The 17387-nt window shown below is 68.0% G+C and carries 16 protein-coding genes and 2 pseudogenes; 10 read left to right on the top strand and 8 right to left on the bottom strand.

The annotated features are described in order from the left end of the window. Positions 1–347: pseudogene (locus tag ADL12_RS50115) on the top strand (transposase family protein); the annotation flags it as partial. Between the two features lie 6 nt (positions 348–353). Here the strand turns inward: ADL12_RS50115 and ADL12_RS53900 are convergent. The 4 genes and pseudogenes from ADL12_RS53900 to ADL12_RS11075 form a co-directional block, all read right to left on the bottom strand. Continuing rightward, on the bottom strand, positions 354–800 hold the full coding sequence (locus tag ADL12_RS53900; RefSeq protein ID WP_159053141.1) for a hypothetical protein: 447 nt from the start codon (positions 798–800) through the stop codon (positions 354–356). A gap of 299 nt (positions 801–1099) precedes the next feature. Beyond that, a pseudogene (locus ADL12_RS56345) lies at positions 1100–1561 on the bottom strand (RHS repeat-associated core domain-containing protein); the annotation flags it as partial. A 397-nt stretch (positions 1562–1958) separates the two neighbouring features. After that, positions 1959–2837, bottom strand: coding sequence for a DUF2797 domain-containing protein (locus ADL12_RS11080; protein ID WP_079051966.1), 879 nt, complete (start codon positions 2835–2837; stop codon positions 1959–1961). Positions 2838–2889: 52 nt separating this feature from the next. Then, the gene (locus ADL12_RS11075; protein WP_062701072.1) at positions 2890–3279 is read right to left on the bottom strand and encodes an HGxxPAAW family protein; all 390 of its coding nucleotides are present in this window, start codon (positions 3277–3279) and stop codon (positions 2890–2892) included. 86 nt (positions 3280–3365) lie between these two features. On the opposite strand from ADL12_RS11075, the gene ADL12_RS11070 reads away from it, so the two are divergent. Beyond that, positions 3366–3848: a MarR family winged helix-turn-helix transcriptional regulator gene (locus tag ADL12_RS11070; RefSeq protein ID WP_062701070.1), complete on the top strand. Its 483-nt coding sequence runs from the start codon at positions 3366–3368 to the stop codon at positions 3846–3848. On the opposite strand, the gene ADL12_RS11065 is transcribed toward ADL12_RS11070, so the two are convergent. Next, entirely contained in the window at positions 3849–4232 is a 384-nt protein-coding gene (locus ADL12_RS11065; RefSeq protein WP_062701068.1) for a winged helix-turn-helix transcriptional regulator, read from the bottom strand. A 132-nt stretch (positions 4233–4364) separates the two neighbouring features. On the opposite strand from ADL12_RS11065, the gene ADL12_RS11060 reads away from it, so the two are divergent. The 3 genes from ADL12_RS11060 (at position 4365) to ADL12_RS11050 (ending at position 6537) form a co-directional block, all read left to right on the top strand. Further along, positions 4365–5192 (top strand): NAD(P)H-binding protein, encoded by an 828-nt coding sequence (locus ADL12_RS11060; RefSeq protein ID WP_062701080.1) that lies wholly within the window; start codon positions 4365–4367, stop codon positions 5190–5192. Between the two features lie 46 nt (positions 5193–5238). Then, positions 5239–5625, top strand: a complete 387-nt coding sequence (locus ADL12_RS11055) for a hypothetical protein (protein WP_062701065.1) — start codon at positions 5239–5241, stop codon at positions 5623–5625. Between the two features lie 258 nt (positions 5626–5883). Further along, complete coding sequence (locus ADL12_RS11050; RefSeq protein ID WP_244187872.1) at positions 5884–6537, top strand: GtrA family protein; 654 nt, start codon at positions 5884–5886, stop codon at positions 6535–6537. On the opposite strand, the gene ADL12_RS11045 is transcribed toward ADL12_RS11050, so the two are convergent. From ADL12_RS11045 to rutA, 3 genes are read right to left on the bottom strand one after another with little or no spacing between them, the layout of a single operon-like run. Next, positions 6435–6956, bottom strand: a complete 522-nt coding sequence (locus ADL12_RS11045; protein ID WP_062701063.1) for an NADPH-dependent FMN reductase — start codon at positions 6954–6956, stop codon at positions 6435–6437. The genes ADL12_RS11050 and ADL12_RS11045 overlap by 103 nt on opposite strands. Beyond that, complete coding sequence (locus ADL12_RS11040) at positions 6953–7687, bottom strand: isochorismatase family protein (protein ID WP_079051965.1); 735 nt, start codon at positions 7685–7687, stop codon at positions 6953–6955. The genes ADL12_RS11045 and ADL12_RS11040 overlap by 4 nt, the downstream gene beginning before the upstream one ends. Then, positions 7684–8751 (bottom strand): pyrimidine utilization protein A, encoded by a 1068-nt coding sequence (gene rutA, locus ADL12_RS11035; RefSeq protein WP_062701059.1) that lies wholly within the window; start codon positions 8749–8751, stop codon positions 7684–7686. The genes ADL12_RS11040 and rutA overlap by 4 nt, the downstream gene beginning before the upstream one ends. A 162-nt stretch (positions 8752–8913) precedes the next feature. Between rutA and ADL12_RS11030 the strand changes: the two genes are divergently transcribed. The 5 genes from ADL12_RS11030 (at position 8914) to ADL12_RS50100 (ending at position 16799) form a co-directional block, all read left to right on the top strand. Further along, on the top strand, positions 8914–12030 hold the full coding sequence (locus ADL12_RS11030) for a SpoIIE family protein phosphatase (RefSeq protein WP_062701057.1): 3117 nt from the start codon (positions 8914–8916) through the stop codon (positions 12028–12030). 138 nt (positions 12031–12168) lie between these two features. After that, the gene (locus ADL12_RS11025; protein ID WP_062701055.1) at positions 12169–13011 is read left to right on the top strand and encodes a PP2C family protein-serine/threonine phosphatase; all 843 of its coding nucleotides are present in this window, start codon (positions 12169–12171) and stop codon (positions 13009–13011) included. 5 nt (positions 13012–13016) lie between these two features. Continuing rightward, positions 13017–13997, top strand: coding sequence for an MASE1 domain-containing protein (locus ADL12_RS11020; protein ID WP_062701053.1), 981 nt, complete (start codon positions 13017–13019; stop codon positions 13995–13997). A gap of 1019 nt (positions 13998–15016) precedes the next feature. Beyond that, positions 15017–15706 carry a hypothetical protein gene (locus ADL12_RS53895; RefSeq protein WP_159053140.1) on the top strand — a complete coding sequence of 230 codons (690 nt, stop codon included), beginning with the start codon at positions 15017–15019 and terminating at the stop codon, positions 15704–15706. After that, the gene (locus ADL12_RS50100) at positions 15672–16799 is read left to right on the top strand and encodes a helix-turn-helix domain-containing protein (protein ID WP_079051964.1); all 1128 of its coding nucleotides are present in this window, start codon (positions 15672–15674) and stop codon (positions 16797–16799) included. The genes ADL12_RS53895 and ADL12_RS50100 overlap by 35 nt, the downstream gene beginning before the upstream one ends. Positions 16800–17387 lie beyond the last annotated feature (588 nt).

Below are 17387 nucleotides of genomic sequence, written 5' to 3'. Positions count from 1 at the left end.
GCTGCTGTGGCTCTCACCCGCCCTGCCGGGCCGGACTCACGACCTGACCGCAGCCCGCACCCACCGGATCATCCGGATCTGCGAGCGCCAGGGCGTTCCGATCCTGGCCGATCTCGCCTACCAGGGTGCTGGCCCGTGGCTGACCACCGGCATTAAGCGGAAACCCCTGCAGGAACTCACTCCCACAGAAAAGACCCTCAACCGGGCACTTGCCGCTGCGCGAGCGCCGGTCGAGCGCGGCGTCGCCCGCCCTGAAGTCCTGGCGCATCTTCCGCAGGTCCCGATGCAGTCCGAATCGAATGACGTCAATCGCCAAGGCCATCCTCACACTGGAGCGGCAACGCTGAAGAGGCTCAATGCGAATCTCGAAATCCCGACTGCCCAGGAGGCGGCATACCTGGATCCAGCCCGAGCCTATCTTTAACAATCGCCCAATTGATACCGACAAGACGATCCCCGATATCCTCACACTGCGCCACGGCAGTAATTTCATGGAGCCTATTCCGAACAAAGGAAACCTCTGATTCGAAAGACTCGGCCTGTTCAATAAGCGCCACCCCCAATGGAATATTATCCATATAATAGCGCCAAATTCGCGGGGGCAACTTAGGATCACCAGAAGGAGGAGCAAGAGAAACTCCCCACTCCCCCCTTTCTCGGATCAAGTACACCTCACATCCGTCACCAACAAACCGGAGAAGGGCATTTTCAAACCCGCCGTCCTGTCGTTCTTCTGTGACAGAAAACCCACGCTCCGTCAGCCACCCAGTTAGCCCGCTGACCAGATCCTGCCCACTCACAACATTCACCTTCCAGGAATCAGGGCGTCCCCCGTCGCATTGAATGAATACCCGTTCTTCAGCAGATGATTAATCTCGGCATGACAAATAGAATCTACCTTGGATTTTTCTATCGGCGTGGCCAGTCGGAAGGTGGCACCCTCCGCTATTCCCCGGTCGAGGAATTTTACATTCTCAACCCATTGCTGCTCCGGCGTGAGCGTATTCCAGTGACTCAGAGGAACCTCAAACCACTGCCCTCCTTCCAGCTCAGCTACCCTTTGGTAGTCAGGATGGTTTCCAATGACCCTCAGTCGCGGGCAGGGCGAAAGGCCGAGCGGGTCAGTTAGGGAGAGCGGATTATCGACGTAGGTAGAGGGGTTGGATGCGGGGAAGAGGCCAAGGGGGTCGAGGGTGAGGTAACGGGCCGTCTGGGGGTCGTAATGGCGAAAGAAGTTGTAGTGCAGGCCCGTTTCGGGGTCGAAGTACTGGCCTGGGAAACGCAAAGGGGTGTAGGCGGCGTCAGTGTGGCCCCAAGCTGTGTTGCCCCAGATCGTAGTATGGCTGCGCCAGGCGATGTCGCCGTGTTCATCGACGAGTTCGGTGGGGGTGCCGACGAGGTCGGTGATGATGGCGAAGAAGCGCTGGTCGACTTCTTCCTGCGCCGCGTGGGCCAGCGATTTCCGTTCTGTCTGGGCGAGTGCATGCAGGCCGTCGTGGTCTCAGGTAAGGGTAATCGTCGGCTGTGTGGTGCCTGGGGAATGGGTGATCTGTTCGGCGAGAAGATCCAGCGGATACCGCCCGCCTCAACCGACAGCAACGAGTCGTCCACCACCGGCACCAGCACCGCGCTGCGCCTGAACTCCCCTACGGCCTCACGCAGATCGCCCTGCCCGGTCTTCGCCAGGTCCGCCAGCCGCGTCTGCAGCCGCAAGGCATGAACGCTCAGGTCAACCCCCGTTGCCCACTTCACCGTTCATCGCACAAGCGAACGATCACGCTACTCGATTGCGTTAAGGGGCTGCCAGCATCGGCGTTTCGGCCAGCACTGGCCTATCTGTACATCTTCATCGATGGCCGCTCGACCGCGGATGGACATGGGGCTGCTCAGCTCGGGGCCAGATGCTCCTGGAAAGTTCTTCGGCCACCGTCGAGACAGGTTCACCAGTAGGACGCCGGTCAGAACAACCCGTCCTGCACACTCCTCTCCCGTTCTCTGAACGGGCGCACCGGCACGGTCAGTTCATCGTCGCCGCCCGCCGACACGAGTTCCCACCCCGTCATCAACCGCGTATCGACCACGACAACCCCGCCGCCCGCCTCCACATGCAGATCCGGCCCCGCAGCCGCCACCAACCGCCCGCTCACCACCCCGCCCGCGACCAGCTCGGTCACCTCGCCGACAGCGGCCGGTAGATCCGTGAGGCCGAACGCCCCGGCGTGGTCGACGGGTTGGCAGGGCTCGCGGTCGAGTGACTCCGGCCAGTCGGGGAGGGAGACGGCCCTGGCGTGCAGGTCCTCCACCTCGGCCGCCCGCTCCGCCGCCGACGCCGGCAGCGCGGAGCGCACCGCCCGCTTGTCGCCGTACGGAATCCGGTCCGGCACCCGCAGTGCCGCCCGCAACAGTTCCTCGGTGCGCCGTGCCGCCATCAGCGGGCCGACGCCCAGCCAGCTGAAGCAGACCGCGCCCTGTTCCAGCAGCCGTGCCGAGCCTCGCTCAAGGGCGGTGATGCCGACCTTGGTCATCCCGGGGCCGAACCACGCCAGATATACGTGGTACGGCCGCGGGTCGTCCGCGATCGTGTCTGCCGCCACCGAGTGCGCCCGGTCCAGCCGCGCACACTCCTCGCACCGCGCCCCCGTACTCCGCCCCGGCACGACCGCCCGTACCCGACACGCATGCCCCCGCGCTCCCACGCATGTCCGCACGCCCCCTTCCGCGACCCCGAAGGCCACCCTTTTCCCCCAGGTCAGCGCGGAGCGCCGACCGCCGTCCCACGCCAGCTCGGGGCCGTCCGCCGACCACCGCAGCCCCGAGCATCTCCATGCCTGTGCCATTGCTCTTTGAGATTAGAGGCAGGCACTGACAACGGCCGTTCGGCCACCTACCTCAGCGGCCGGCTTCAGCGGCGGCGGGCTCGGGATCCCCGGTCACGGGAACCACCTCGGACGCAGCCTCGGACGCCACCGCCACCGCCGCCGTACGCCGACCGCGCCCCGCCAGCCGACATCCCCAACAGTCCGAATGACCGTCCCGAGCAGTCAAGTCGCGCGCCCCCATACGCCACTGACCGCGAGGCCGGACGCCCGGAGGCTTGCCCCACCCGGCAAGGTGCAGCGCCCAGGTGACAAGGACGCTCGCCGCCACGATCCCCAGCCCGCCCACGATCAGCGCCGCCGAAACCGTACATATCCCTGCCCCCAGCACGGCGGAGCCGATGGTCGCGATCGCGGTTCCGGTCCACCCCGCGACCGTGTGCCCCTCGTCATACTGACTCACGTGCTACCTCCCGAGTATCCCGAGAATCTCTCACCTCGTGAGAAGTTTAGGCACTAAATCTCTCACAAGCTAAGGTAATCAGGAAGATGCAAGCCAAGCCGCGCCCCACCGCCACCTCGGCCCAGGCGCTGGAGGCGATGGACTCCCTCATCGCGGCCCACCTGCTCGGCCAGCAGGAAATGGCCCAGCGGCTGGGCCTGAACATCACCGACCTGCTCTGTTTCGCCTGCGTGCTGAAAGCCGGCGAGAACCTGCTCACAGCGGGCGACCTCGCGGAACACGCCCACGTCACGACCGGCGCGATGACCGGGATCCTCAACCGCCTGGAACGCGCCGGTTTCATCACCCGCCGCCCGGACCCGGCCGACCGCCGCCGCGTCCGCGTGGCCGCCGTACCGGCCGCGATCGCCCGGGTCGAGGAGCTCTACGGCCCCTACTACGCCCGCCTCAACGCCCTCTTCGCCGACTACTCCGTCGACGAGATCGCCGTACTCACGGACTGGTTCACCCGCACGACGGGCCTCGCGCAGGCCTACATCGACGAACTGCGCGACCAGGACAAGGCCTGATCAGGGTCGGGCGTCGTACGCCGCCCGCGCCCGCTCGACCTCGTCCAGATGGACGGACCACTCCGACAGCGCGGCGAACAACGGCGCCAGGCTGCGGCCCAGTTCGCTGATCTCGTACTCCACGCGAGGCGGCACCTCGGGGTGATACGTGCGCACGACCAGGCCGTCCCGCTCCAGCTGCCGCAGTCGCTGGGTCAGCACCTTGGGTGTGATCGTGGCGATACGGCGCTCAAGTGCGACGAAGCGCTGCCGGCCGTACTCGTGGAGCGCCCACAGGATCGGGGTGGTCCAGCGGCTGAAGACGATGTCGACGACGGGGGCGATCGGGCAGGCGTTCTCGGGATCGCCGCCGCGCGGGGCCCACTTGCCTGTGTCCTCGGTCACAACCACCCCTGTCTGCCAATACTTTCCTCTAGGTACCTACTACCTCCACAACAGTAGCGTCGCCGTGCGAGACGAGAACGAGATACGAGAAGAACGACATACGAGGTCCGAACCTCGGAACGGAGACCGATGATGATCGTGGTGACCGGAGCAACGGGCAATGTCGGACGGCCACTTGTGCGGGCCCTCGTCGAAGCGGGCGAGCAGGTGACGGCGGTCTCCCGCCGGATCTCCGCGCGGGACGTGCCGGAAGGGACCCGCCACCACCCGGCCGACCTCGCCGACCCCAAGCGCCTGGCGCCCGCCCTGGAGGGGGCCAAGGCCCTGTTCGTGCTGACCTCGGGCGACTTCGTGGCGGCCGGCGGTGACCTCGGGGCGGCCCTGGATGTCGTACGGGGATCGGGCGTCCGGCGTGTGGTCCTGCTGTCGTCCCAGGGCGTCGGCACCGGGAACCACCCCCCGGTCCTGGAGGACGCCGTCAAGGAATCGGGCCTGGAGTGGACAATGTTGCGCCCGGGCGGCTTCCACTCCAACGCCCTGCAGTGGGCCGACATGATCCGCACCCGGCGGGAAGCGGCCGCTCCCTTCGGCGACGTGGCCCTGCCGACCGTCGACCCGGTCGACATCGCGGACGTCGCGGCGTTGGCGCTGCGCGAGCCGGAGCACGACGGCGAGGTCTACGAACTGACCGGCCCCGCGCCCGTCTCGCCCCGGCAGCAGACGGCCACCATCGAGGACGCCCTGGGTGAGGCGGTCCGGTTCGTCGAACTGACCCGCGCGCAGGCCCGGGAGCGGATGCTGGGGTTCATGCCCGAACCGGTCGTCGAGAGCACGCTCGACATGCTGGGGGCTCCGGCGGACGCGTTGCGGCGGGTGAGCCCGGACGTGGAGCGCGTCCTCGGGCGGCCGGCCCGTGCGTTCGCGGACTGGGCCGGACGCAATGTCAGTGCCTTCGCCTAACCTGCGAAGCAGTCACATCGCGCCACTTGAGAAGGGGGCCTGCCCCATGCTGCACGAGCCCGAGAACACCCTCTTCGTACGGGGCGCCACCCCCGTCCTCCTGCTGGCCGGCGCCTCCGTACACGACGCCCTGCCGGGCCTGACCGCGTCCGACGGGCAGGTGTCGCTGTGCGCGGGCTGGAGTGTCGTGCCCAAGCTGACCCTGTGCGTCGTGGACGGGCCGGGGGAGTACGGCCTCATGGTTCCCTCGCTCGCCGCCCCGGTACTCGACGCGGGCGGGCCGGGTGACATGGGCGCCTGGTGCGAGGATGCCGAGCGGGCCGGCGGTGCGGTGGTGCTGTCGGTGGACCGGATACCCGAAGTGCTGGACTGGGGCCGGCTGTTGGGCTCGGGCGGCACCTCGCGGGGCGGCTTCGTGCGGATCATGAACTGAGCCGCGCTCGGCGCCGGCCCGACCTCACATGGTGGAGTCTGCACCACCTTCGGTCCGGTAGGTCACTCCATCGTTCCGACGTGCGGACAACGGCATCGTTGGCCTCAGTTGATCCCGGCTGAAATCCCGACCGAATCCCGGTCGGTGCCGGCTGAAGCCCGGTCGATACCGGCTGAAGCCCGACTGAGGCCCTGCTGAAGCCGCACCGGGATGAGCTGAATCCCTCAGAGGTTCAGGTCAGCCCGGAAGGAAGCCGCCATGGAGTCGCAGCGCCCGTCGACGCCGAGCCCGTCGAAGCCGGGCCCCTCGACGCCGGGTCCCTTCTCCTCCTTCGTCCGGTTCGTGGTGTGCGGGGGCGGTGTCGGGCTCCTCTCCAGCGCAGCCGTACCGCTGCTGGCCGCGGCGATGCCCTGGGCTCTCGCCAACGCCCTGATAACCGTCGCCTCCACCGTCCTGTGCACCGAGCTGCACGCCCTGTTCACCTTCGGCACCGGACAGCGCCCCGGCCTGCGGCAGCACCTGCAGTCCTCGGGCTCGGCCGTCGCCGCGTACCTGGCCACGACCGCCGCGATGCTCGTACTGCATGCCGTGCAGCCGTCGCCCACCATGCTCTGCGAGCAGGCCGTCTACCTCACCGCGTCGGGGCTGGCCGGCATCGGCCGGTTCCTGGTCCTGCGGCTGTTCGTGTTCGCCGAGCGGAAGAAGGAGGCGGCGCCTACGAACCCGGGGCGCCCGGCGATCACGGCTGCCCCGGCGACCACGACAGTACCTGCCATCACGACAGCACCGGCGATCATGGCGGCCCCGCCTCAGTCCCGCGGCGCCCTGTCCGCCGCCGCCCGAGCCGCCAGCACCCTCAGCGCCGGCCCCCAGCGCTCCACGTACTCCCCGATGGTCCCGTCCGTCGCGTAGCTGCTGTCCCTCAGATACAGACCGGGCGCCGGCGTGCTCGCGCCGAGTTCCACCAGGACCGGCTTGAGCAGCAGGTCGGGGGCGAGCGCGTGCGACGGACCCGCGCCCAGCATCAGCGGCACAGCGACCACGCCCCGCAGGCCCTCGGCGGTCGCGAACTGGTCCAGGAACAGCTTGAGCACCCCGGTGTACGTCGCCTTGAAGGTCGGGCTGGCCACCACGACCAAGTCCGCCGAGGCAACGGTCCGTACGGCGTCCGACACCCGCTCGTCGCCCCAGCCGAGCAGGCCCGGGCCGAGCGTGATCACGTCGACGACCGCGTCCGGCGGCCGGCCCGTGAGCTCCGTTGCGAGTCTCGTGGCCGCGTCGAGGGTGCGCGAGGCGGGTTTCGGATTGCCCGCAACCACCACTGTCGTCACGGGTGTTCGTCTCCCCGGACACCGCCTAGGTACTCCTCGACGCCGGCCATCGGCCACACCTCGCCGATCTTGTGCCGGATGTCGAAGAGGTTCGCCGCGTGCACGTCCGGATCCCGGTCGCCCACCGCCTCCTGGACGACGATCGGGACGAACCCGTGCTGCATCGCGTCGAGCGCGGTGGCCCGGACGCAACCGCTGGTGGAGAGGCCCCCGATGAGCAGGGTGTCGATGCGGTGGGCCGTGAAGTACGCCGCCAGTGACGTGCCGAAGAAGGCGCTCGGGTACTGCTTCGTGACCGTCAACTCGTCCGCGCCCGGGGCCAGTCCGTCGATGAAATCGCCGTACGGACTGCCCTCGGCGAACACCTTCAGCGTCGGCACCTTGCGGAAGAAGACGCCGCCGTCGCTGCCGTCGGTCCGGAACCGCACCCGCGTGACGACCACGGGGATGCCCGCTCGGCGTGCGCCCGCAAGCAGGGCCTTCATCGCCTCCACGGCCGGTTCGACCCCGGCGTAGAGAGGGGAGTCGGGGTCCACGTAGGCCCGGGCGGGGTCCACCAGGAGCAGGGCCGGGGAGGTACCGGGGGTGAGTCGGCCACTCAAGCCGGCCCGCTCGTAGTCCTCCTCACGGACCTCCTCACGGACCTCCGCAGGCACCCCCTCCCGACCCTCCTCACGGACCCCCTCCCGCCCCTCCTCCCAGTCCTCCGCACGCCGCCGTAACCCGCTCATGCCCGTCGGCACTTCATCAGCGGCTGGATGCGCGTGCCGAAGTTCTCGATGCCCTCCAGGAAGTCGTCGAAGACCAGCATGATCCCCTTGGTGCCGTCGACTTCGGCGACCTCGTCGAGCATCTTCGCGACGGTCTCGTACGACCCCACGAGCGTTCCCATGTTGAAGTTCACCGCGCCCTCGGGCAGCACGATGGTGCGGGCCGTCGAGGAGTCGTCGGCGGTGGTGTCCGAGGCCGATTCGCCGGCCATGTACGCGAGTGCCGCGCGGTCGGCGTTGTCGTGGTAGTCCCGCCACTTGGCCTGGGCGGCCTCGTCGGTCTCGTCCGCGATGACCATGAAGAGGGAGAGCGCTCCGACATCCCGGCCGGTCTCCCGCGCCGCCTCCACCAGCGTGGCGGTGCTGTCCGAGAAGGCGATCGGCGTGTTGACGCCGCTGCCGAGGATGAAGTTGTAGTCGGCGTGCTCGGCGGCGAACCGCATGCCCGTGTTGCTCTGGCCCGCGGCAACGATGTCGATGTGCCCGTTCGCCGGGCGCGGCGACAGCACGCAGTCGTCCATCTCGTAGAACTCGCCCTTGAAGTTGCTGACGCCCTCGCGCCACAGCTCCTTCATCACGGTGACGTACTCGACGGCGCGGGCGTAACGGTTGCCGAAGTGGTCGTCGCCGGGCCACAGGCCCATCTGGGAGTACTCGCCGGGCGCCCAGCCGGTGACGATGTTGATGCCGAAGCGGCCGGGGGCGATCGAGTCGACGGTCACGGCCATGCGGGCGACGATCGCGGGGGGCAGGACGAGGATCGGCGTGGAGGCGTACAGCTTGATCCGCTCGGTGACCGCGGCCAGGCCCGCCATCAGCGTGAACGACTCCAGGCAGTGGTCCCAGAACTCGGTCTCGCCGCCGAACCCCTTGAGCTTGATCATCGACAGCGCGAAGTCGAGACCGTGTTCCTCGGCCTTCTGCACGATGGCCTTGTTCAGCTCGAAGGTCGGCAGGTACTGCGGCGAACTCTTCGATATGAGCCAGCCGTTGTTTCCGATGGGGATGAAGACACCGATGTCCATGCCGCTCCTCAGGAGGTCGGGGGTCCCGGGTGATGCTAAGCCGTCTACATCAACTGGGTGATAAATCTTGGCCGTTGACGTCCTGTTGACCGGCCGGGTGAGAGGCGTGAGGATCTTGCGAACCATCGATTGGGTTACGGCTGTGACGGTAAAGTCCCGGGTATGAACGCTCGGCTGGCACTGCTCAGCACGGTGGCCCCCGGTGTCGCGGAAAGCGAGGTCTTCCGGCTGGCCCTGCAGCATGCGGTGGGCGAGCTGGGCGCCTTGGGCGGCATGATCCATCTCCGCGGCCCGATGTCCGCGCTGCGCCTGGTGTCGACGGCCGGACTCCCTCCGGCCCTCACCCGCGCCTGGGAGATCATCGACCAGGAGGGCCCGCTGGCCCCGGCCCGTGCACTGCACGAGGGCAGCGGGGTGTGGGTCCCGCTGAAGCCGGCCGGAGAGGCTACGGCCACCCTTTCGTCGAGCGCCCCGAACACCCCGCGTGCCTCGAACACCCCGCAGGCCTCGAACACCCCGCAGGCCTCGAACACCCCGCAAGCCTCGAATATCCCGCACGCCTCGCACACCCCGGCTGCTTCGCACACCCCGAACTCCCCGGACGCCGGCTGGCCCGGCACCGGCCTCGCCGCCTTACCGATGTACAGCGGCAACCGCACCACCGGCGCGCTCAGCGTCCTGATGGGCGACCAGGGTGAACCGACCTTCGAGCACTGGGAGTTCCTCCGCGCCGTGATCGCGTGGGCGGAGGACCGTATGGTCCACGCGCCGCCACCGACGAGGCCCTTGCAGACGGACGTGCCGAGCGGTGAGCGCGTGCGCCAGTCGCTGAAGGAGGTCAGCGTCGGCTCCTGGGACTGGAACATCCGCACCGGCGACCTGATCTGGGACGAGGCGGCCCTGGAGCTCTACGGCACCCGGCCGCAGGACTTCACCGGCAAGGTCGACGACTGGATGCGGTGCGTCCACCCCGACGACCTCGCACCGACACTGGCGGCGGCGGACCGGGCGATCCGCGAGGGCGGCGTCTTCGAGGCCGAGTACCGGGTACGGAAACTGGACGGCAGCTGGGGCTGGACCCAGGCCCGCGGCAGGGCGACGTACGACGACCACGGCGAGCCGCACCGGATGATCGGCATGGGCTGGGACAGCGACGAGCCGCGCTCCGCCCGTGACGCGCTCAGCCGGGCCCTGCGGCACATGAGCGACGGCTTCCTCGCGGTGGACGACGACTGGCGGATCACCTTCGCCAACCTGGAGGCGGAGCGCACCCTGGGCTACTCCGAGGAGGAGCTCTTCGGCTGCCTGCTGTGGGACCTGCCCACCGCGCAGCAGGTGCCCGGTCTGGAGATCCGCTGCCGGCAGGCCGCAGCCGCGGAGAAGTCGGTCAGTTTCGACGTACGGCTGCCGAACGGGCGCCTGTGCCATCTGAGGCTGGTGCCGGGCCCCGACGGCCGCACCATCTACTTCACGGACGTCACCGAGAAACGGCGTCTGGAGGAGGACCGCAGAGCCGCCGAGTACGCGGCCGGCGAACGGGCCGCGCGGATAGCGGAGTTGACGACAGCCCTCGCCAAGGCGACGACGTCGAAGGACGTGGTGGACGCGGTCGCCCGCCGGGTGCTGCCCCCGTTCGAGGCGACGGGACTGGTGGTGCAGACGGTGGAGTGCGATCGCCTCCACACGGTGGGCTCCGTCGGCTACCCGGACGACATCCTCGCCATACTCGACGGCCGCGAGCGCACGGAAACCAGCCCGCTCTGGGACGCGATCGTGGCCGGCGCCCCGCTGTTCCTGTCCTCCCCCCGGGAGTTCGCCGCGCGCTACCCCGAGATCTCGGACCTGCCGGTCCGCGCCGGCAAGCAGGCCTGGGCGTTGCTCCCCCTGACGGCATCGGGCCACACCTTCGGCATCTGCGCGGTCACCTTCGACCACCCGCGCCGCCTCACCGACGAGGAACGCACCCTTCTCACCGCGACCAGCGCCCTGGTGGCCCAGGCCTTGGACCGGGCCCGCCTCTTCGACGCCGAGCACACCCGCTCCCGCGAACTCCAGCGCAGCCTGCTCCCCCGCGACCTGCCCACCGTCCCCGCCTGCACGGCAGCGGCCCGCTACCTCCCCGCGGGCCAGGGCATGGACGTGGGCGGCGACTGGTACGACATCATCCCGCTGTCGGGCGGCCAGGTGGCGCTGGTCGTGGGCGACGTCATGGGCCACGGCCTGCCGGAGGCGGCCACCATGGGCCGCCTGCGCACGGCGGTCCACACCCTGGCCGACCTCGAACTGCCCCCCGACGAGATCATGAGCCACCTCAACGACATCGTCGGCGCCATGGGCGAGGAGTCGTACGTGACATGCCTGTACGCGCTGTACGACTCCACGACACGCGTCTGCTCCATAGCCAGGGCGGGCCACCCGCCCCCCGCCCTGCTCCACCCCGACGGCACCGTGCTGTTCCCGGCACTGGCGGCCGACCCGCCGCTGGGCGCGGCGGAACCCCCCTTCGAGACGACCGAGATACCGGTACCCGAAGGCAGTGTGCTGGCCCTGTACACCGACGGCCTGGTGGAGTCGTCGAAGCGCGAGATGGACCAGGGCATGGCGGCCCTCGCCGAAGTCCTGCGGACCTCGCACGCGGACGGCACCGCGAAGGACCTGGAGCACCTCTGCGAACGGGTCACCTCCGCGCTCCTGCCCTCCGACCACCAGGCGGCCGACGACGCGGCCTTCCTGCTGGCCCGCCTGCACGCCCTGCCCTCCTCCCGCATCGCCTCCTGGCCCCTGCCCGACGACCCCCGAGCGGCGGGCCAGGCCCGCAGCCTGATCCGCGACCAGCTCGCGGCCTGGGGCCTTGCCGACCTGACCCCCACGACCGAGCTCCTGGCCAGCGAACTCATCGGCAACGTCATCCGCCACGCCAAGGGCCCCCTGCGCCTCCGGCTCCTGCACGGCGCCGAGCTGATCTGCGAGGTCTTCGACGGCAGCCTGACGATGCCGCGTATCCGCCGGGCGACCGAGACGGACGAAGGGGGCCGGGGACTGCAACTGGTCACCGCGCTGTCCCAGCGGTGGGGGACCCGATACACGCCGACGGGCAAGTGCATCTGGACGGAACAGGCCCTCCATACGACGCCGGACACCAGCCGCGACGAGCAGCAGTCCGACCACGCCCTGGAGCGGATGTTCCTGGGCCTGGGGGGCTTGGAAAGCCTGGGAGGCCTGGGGGAGGACTTCGACGGCGGCCTGGACGCGTTGTCGTTCGGGGACCAGGACGGGTAGCGCGGCCACTCTCCCAGGGCTGACGACGGCGTTCCCAGGAACCGCTCCCAGGAACCGTTCCAGGAAGAGTCTCCCGTCACCGGGGTACCGTGAGAACGGCGCCTTTGGCGCTCCGCAAAGAACCCGGAGTGTGAGGCCATGGCCCACCGCCGCACCGATTCGGCCAGTGCGACCCGAGCACTGCTGCAGCAGCTCGGGGATCTCACCGGCCGGATACTGGACCAGATCAAGTTTCAGCAGGCACGCGTCGAACTCGCCGCCGCGCTCCAGCGCCAGGTCCTCTCCGCCGAGCTCCCCGTCCTGCCCTGCCTGCAGGTGGCGGGACGGTACACACCCGCGCGGGTCGGTCTGGACATCGGCGGCGACTGGTACGACGGCTTCCTCATGCCGGACGGCTCGGTGGGCTTCGCGATCGGGGACGTACAGGGCCATGACGTCGAGGCCGCGGCCCTCATGGGGCAGGTCCGCACCTGCTTGCGCGCCGTCGCGACCGCCACCACGGACCCGGCGGAAGTACTCCGGCGCACCAACGACCTGCTCGTCACGATGGACACCGAACTGTTCGTGACCTGCTCGTTCCTGCGCTTCGACCCGCTCACCAGGGAACTCTGCGACGCCCGCGCCGGGCATGTCCCGGCGGTCTGGGCCACGAGCGAGGGCCGCTGCGAGATCGTCCTGGACGACGGCGGTCTGCCGCTGGGCATCCACCCCGGCGAGCGCTACCCGTCGTCCCGCCGGCTGCTGTCCGACGTGGGCGCGTTCGTGCTGCTCACCGACGGCGTGGTCGAGGGCCCCGACTACCCGATCGAGGACGGGCTGAAGAGGGTGGCCGACCTGGTCGGCGACGCCTGTGGCGCCGACGCGGACGAGCTGGCCGCGCAGGTGATCAAGGTGGCGGACCACACCGGCCACAACGACGACGCCGCGGTCCTCGTCCTTCGGTACGGCGGCCTCGCGGACGAACCGGGCGTCGGAGGGTGAGCGGCATGCGCGGCGGCCTGGTCACCGAGGGCCTGCGGCTGGCTGCCGTCGCGGCCGCCTACTACGTCAGCGCCAAGATCGGACTCCAGCAGGAACTGGTACGCGGGCAGGTCACGCCGTTCTGGCCGCCCACCGGCATCGCCCTGGTCGCCATGATGGTGTGGGGCCTTCGCATGTGGCCGGGCATCGCTCTCGGGGCGTTGGCGGTGAACGCGCCGCTCGGGCCGTCGTTCTTCCCCGTGCTCGCCATCGTGACCGGCAACACGCTCGCCCCGGTCTGCGCCTACCTCCTGCTGCGGCGCGTGGGATTCCGCACCGCCCTCGACCGGCTGCAGGACGCCCTGGCCCTGGTCTTCCTCGGGGCCCTGGGCGGCATGATGATCAGCGCGACGATCGGCACCACCGTCCTGGTGGCCTCCGAGGCGCTGTCCGCCCACGACTTCTGGCCGACCTGGTCGGTGTGGTGGACGGGCGACGCGATGGGGGTCCTCGTCATCGCGCCGCTCCTGCTGGCCGCGCGCACCGCACACCGGCCACGCGACGCACCAGTGCTGCGCTGCGCCGAGGCTCTGATCCTGCTGGGCGGTACCGCAGTGGCCTCCGTGGTGGCCACCCGCAGCTCGCTCAACCTGCTCTTCCTCGTCGTCCCGTTCCTGCTCTGGGCGGCCTTCCGCTTCCAACTGCCCGGCGCCGCACCCTGTGCGCTGATCAGCTCCGTGGCCGCGATCTACGCGGGTGCGGCAGGGGTGGGTCCGTTCTCCGGCCACGACCTCCTCGCCAAGATGGTCATCCTGCAGGCCTTCAACGGCACCGTGGCCCTGACGTCCCTCCTGCTCTCGGCCGTCATCGCCGAGCGCAACCAGACCCTGAGGGAACTGAGGGAGGCCTGCGATCGCCTGACGGAAGCCCTGTCCCGGCTGGTACCGGACCAAGCGCTCGCTGAGCGCCCGCTCCTCCGCCCGGAAAGACGCGAGGAACGGAAGTAGCCCGCTCCGGAAGGGGTGCGGGAGCAGGAAGCGCGGGAGCAGGAAGCTGCCTACCGTCCGACTGTGAACGCCCAGCGGACGCTGGACGGGGCAGGGAGACACGGAGCCTGTACGCGACGGCCGTCGACGACCGTGAGCACGACTTTCGCGCTGGAGGTCTCGCGCCGGCTCGATGGCGCACCTTGGTCGACCGATCACGCCGCCTGCGCGGTGGGCGGATGGCTGCCGGATCGTCTTTCCATTCTTGGAGCCCGTCCCGGCGCGTGGCACAGGCAGCGCACGATGCCCTGCGAGCCGCGCTCACGCACGCCGTGACCGAGCAGGAGATCAGTAAGGACGGGTGAGCTGGATCATCAGATGCAACGGGCGGGCCGCCAGCTCCCCCACCGCGAGACCAAGACGGAGGAGTCCGACGGCTGCTTTCCACTCACCGTCGGCGCTTTCGACGCGGCCCAAGAGCGCCTTTCGTTGCGCGAGCCCCTTCGTGCCGGGCCTCTGCGACTCACGTGCGCCTCGCACGCCCCCTGCCTCAACTGCCCTTGTCTGCCTGCCAGGTTGGGGCTGGCGGTCCAGCGTGCCCGGCTCACCGCCGACCAGAAGGCCGTCAAATACTGCCGTCAACGCAAAAGCCAGAGGCCCTGTGGATCACTCCACAGGGCCTCTGAACTGATGTGCACTCGGCAGGATTCGAACCTGCAACCTTCTGATCCGTAGCTCTATGTAGATAGGTCAGCGGCGTTCATAGCGGCCGCACTGCGGCCCCGGCGAGTCACTGCTGGGCGTTGCTGGCCACGACGGTTGCTGTACTCCGCTGCTGTACCGTCGCCGACTTGATGCGCGCCAAGTCGGCGACGATGTCTGAGAGATGAAGTGGCCAGCAGTGCCGATCAGGCACAGCGCTGTCAGTCCCATGGTGTTGCATGGCTTCGACGCCGCCATCACCTACCCATTTGGCGATCTTCCTCAAACTTCACCTCACTTGAGGTAGCATTTGAGGAAGTTGGGACCTCGGAGGTGCCGTGAGCCAGTTCCAAGGGCAGACCCCTGCCCACCCCAGCAAGATCGTCCAACCAGAGCAGGCCGAGGGCCGCTTGGCGGAGATGGGCCTGTCGGTTGTTAACATCCGCAGCAGCGTCACCGCTGGCGACGACGCCCGAAGTCGTGTCTCGCTCCGCTACTACCCGCGGAACTTTCCCGGGATCACAATGTGGGCGGAGACGCTGGCGGCACTCCGACGCGAGCTACTAAAAGCACGCCAAGGATGGCGAATCGGGCAGACTGGGAACTATGAGACGGTCTACTCGGCGGATCGGCGCCTCGCCTTCGCTGTAGTGGCGGGCGATCGATTCACTGGGATTGATGGTGATCGGCCTCCCCGCCTGACCCGGAAGCGCGGACCCAAGACGAAGGAGCGAGTCGACCGAAACGCGAAATACCAGCAACTAGCGTTTGAAATCGACCTACCAGTGCGGGCAATTGAACTACCGCCTGACGAAGCCTGCTCTACGTGGTTTCTCGTTGTCCATGCTGACGACGACCACATTCGGGTGGAACTCTCTCTGCCTATCGACGCAGAGAATGGAATCGTTGGAGAATGGGTCGAAAGGATTTTGATCGACCCGATTCCTACCTCCGGGGCGGTCGCACCAATTGAACCGGGCGAGGACGACGACGATGACGGAGAACCGATGGTCACAAGGACAGCTTGACTATCCTTCGTTCAACCACACGCGTCTTACGATGGCGCGCGAGCGCCGGGGCCTGACCAAACAGGGCCTCGCCGAGCTCTGTGGCGTGTCACGGCGAGCCGTATCAGGTTGGGAAGCTGGGGAGGTGGATAACCCACCTCTCGGCTTGCTCGCGCGCGTGCTGGATCTACCTGAAAGCTATTTCCAGGCTGACGATGCTCCGCACATTGAGGAAGAATGGGTAAGCTTTCGAGCGCTGTCGTCCATGACAGCTAGGCAGGTTCATCGCATTCTGTCGATTAGCTCACTGGGAGTGCTCCTAAGTGGCTGGGTCGACAAGCACTATGGAACCCCGCCTCCCGAGCTTCTCGACCTATCAGAGACGTCCGGCCTTACACCGGTAGCTGCTGCTGAGCAGATGCGATCAGCATGGGGGCTACACCAAAAGCCCGTGAAGAATATGCTCGCATTGGTTGAACGGAAGGGAGTCCGCGTCTTTTCTCTCCCGATTAACGATAGAGAAATTGACGCGTTCTCGTTTATGTACGAGGGCCGCCCCTTCGCCTTCCTTAATACTTCAAAGACGGGCGAACGAATGCGCTTTGACCTCGCGCACGAGCTCGGCCATCTTGTTCTACACCAAGGCTCTAAAAGGAATCGGTCTCGCGCGACAGAACAGGAAGCGCACGACTTTGCATCGAGCTTCCTGATCCCGGCAGATGGGCTATTCGCACAGGTCGTCGGTCGCCTTCGATTGGATGACGTATTCAAGCTCAAGGCCTACTGGAAAGTCTCTGCGGTCGCAATGGTGGAGAGGCTCTATCAATTGGAGCTGATCTCCGAGTGGAACCGCCGCCAGTGGCTGATCGACCTGTCTCAGCGTGGCTATAGAACCTCTGAACCTGATGGAATCCACCCAGAGACTTCTCAGCTGTTTACTGAGGTATTCCGCCTTGCTCGGGAAGATGGCTGGAGCTCGCGCCGCATTGCCGAGGAACTGCATGACAGCAGTCAAGACCTAGATACTCTCGTCTTTGGTCTATCAATCGCCGCAATCTCTGGCGGCGGTCAGGCGGGCCCGGCAAAGCAAGGCCATCTCTCTGTCGTGAAGTAAAGGACTCTGCGGGCCTGGCAATCGCATCCGATACCCACCGCTCTCCCCAGCTCCCATCCCGTCCGCCGTCGACCCACACACCGTGGAGCAGGCGTGGTTCATGGCGTCCAGGTGGAGCGCGCCACCGTACGAACGACCTGGACGCCATGGGCCGCGTCTGCTCGGCTTCGCCTGGGTCGACGGTGGACGGGATGGGAGCTCCCCGCGCACGCCACTACGGGCCCGCGGGCGGAAACGGCGCCCCCTCCATCCCGGTGCCGGCCGATCCCCCGCCGGAGGCATCGTCTTGACCGTGCCGCGCTATGCGGTGATCGACTCATGGCCACCCGGCCCTATCCACATGTGGGCGCGCGTCGGCGGCGGCAGCGCCAAGCGGGCCGAAGGCAGGAGCGCGGGCGCAGCCAGAGCCGGGAAGCGCGCCCGGCGGAGCGGAGCGCAGCCGGGGCTTGATGAGGTAGAGAAACCTGTAACAGCTCTCGCTGGGTCACGCGTGTCCGATCCCGGGTGATGCTTGACAGTTCGGTCCCAGCTGATGGTTGACAGTGGCCGTGATCGGCTTTTCTGTGCGCGTCGTTGCGGCGCGTGTGG

It is taken from the genome of Streptomyces regalis, assembly GCF_001509475.1.
Classification (GTDB): Bacteria; Actinomycetota; Actinomycetes; order Streptomycetales; family Streptomycetaceae; genus Streptomyces; species Streptomyces regalis.
Note: the sequence above shows the minus strand (reverse complement) of the source record. Positions and strands in the feature narration are given on the sequence as shown.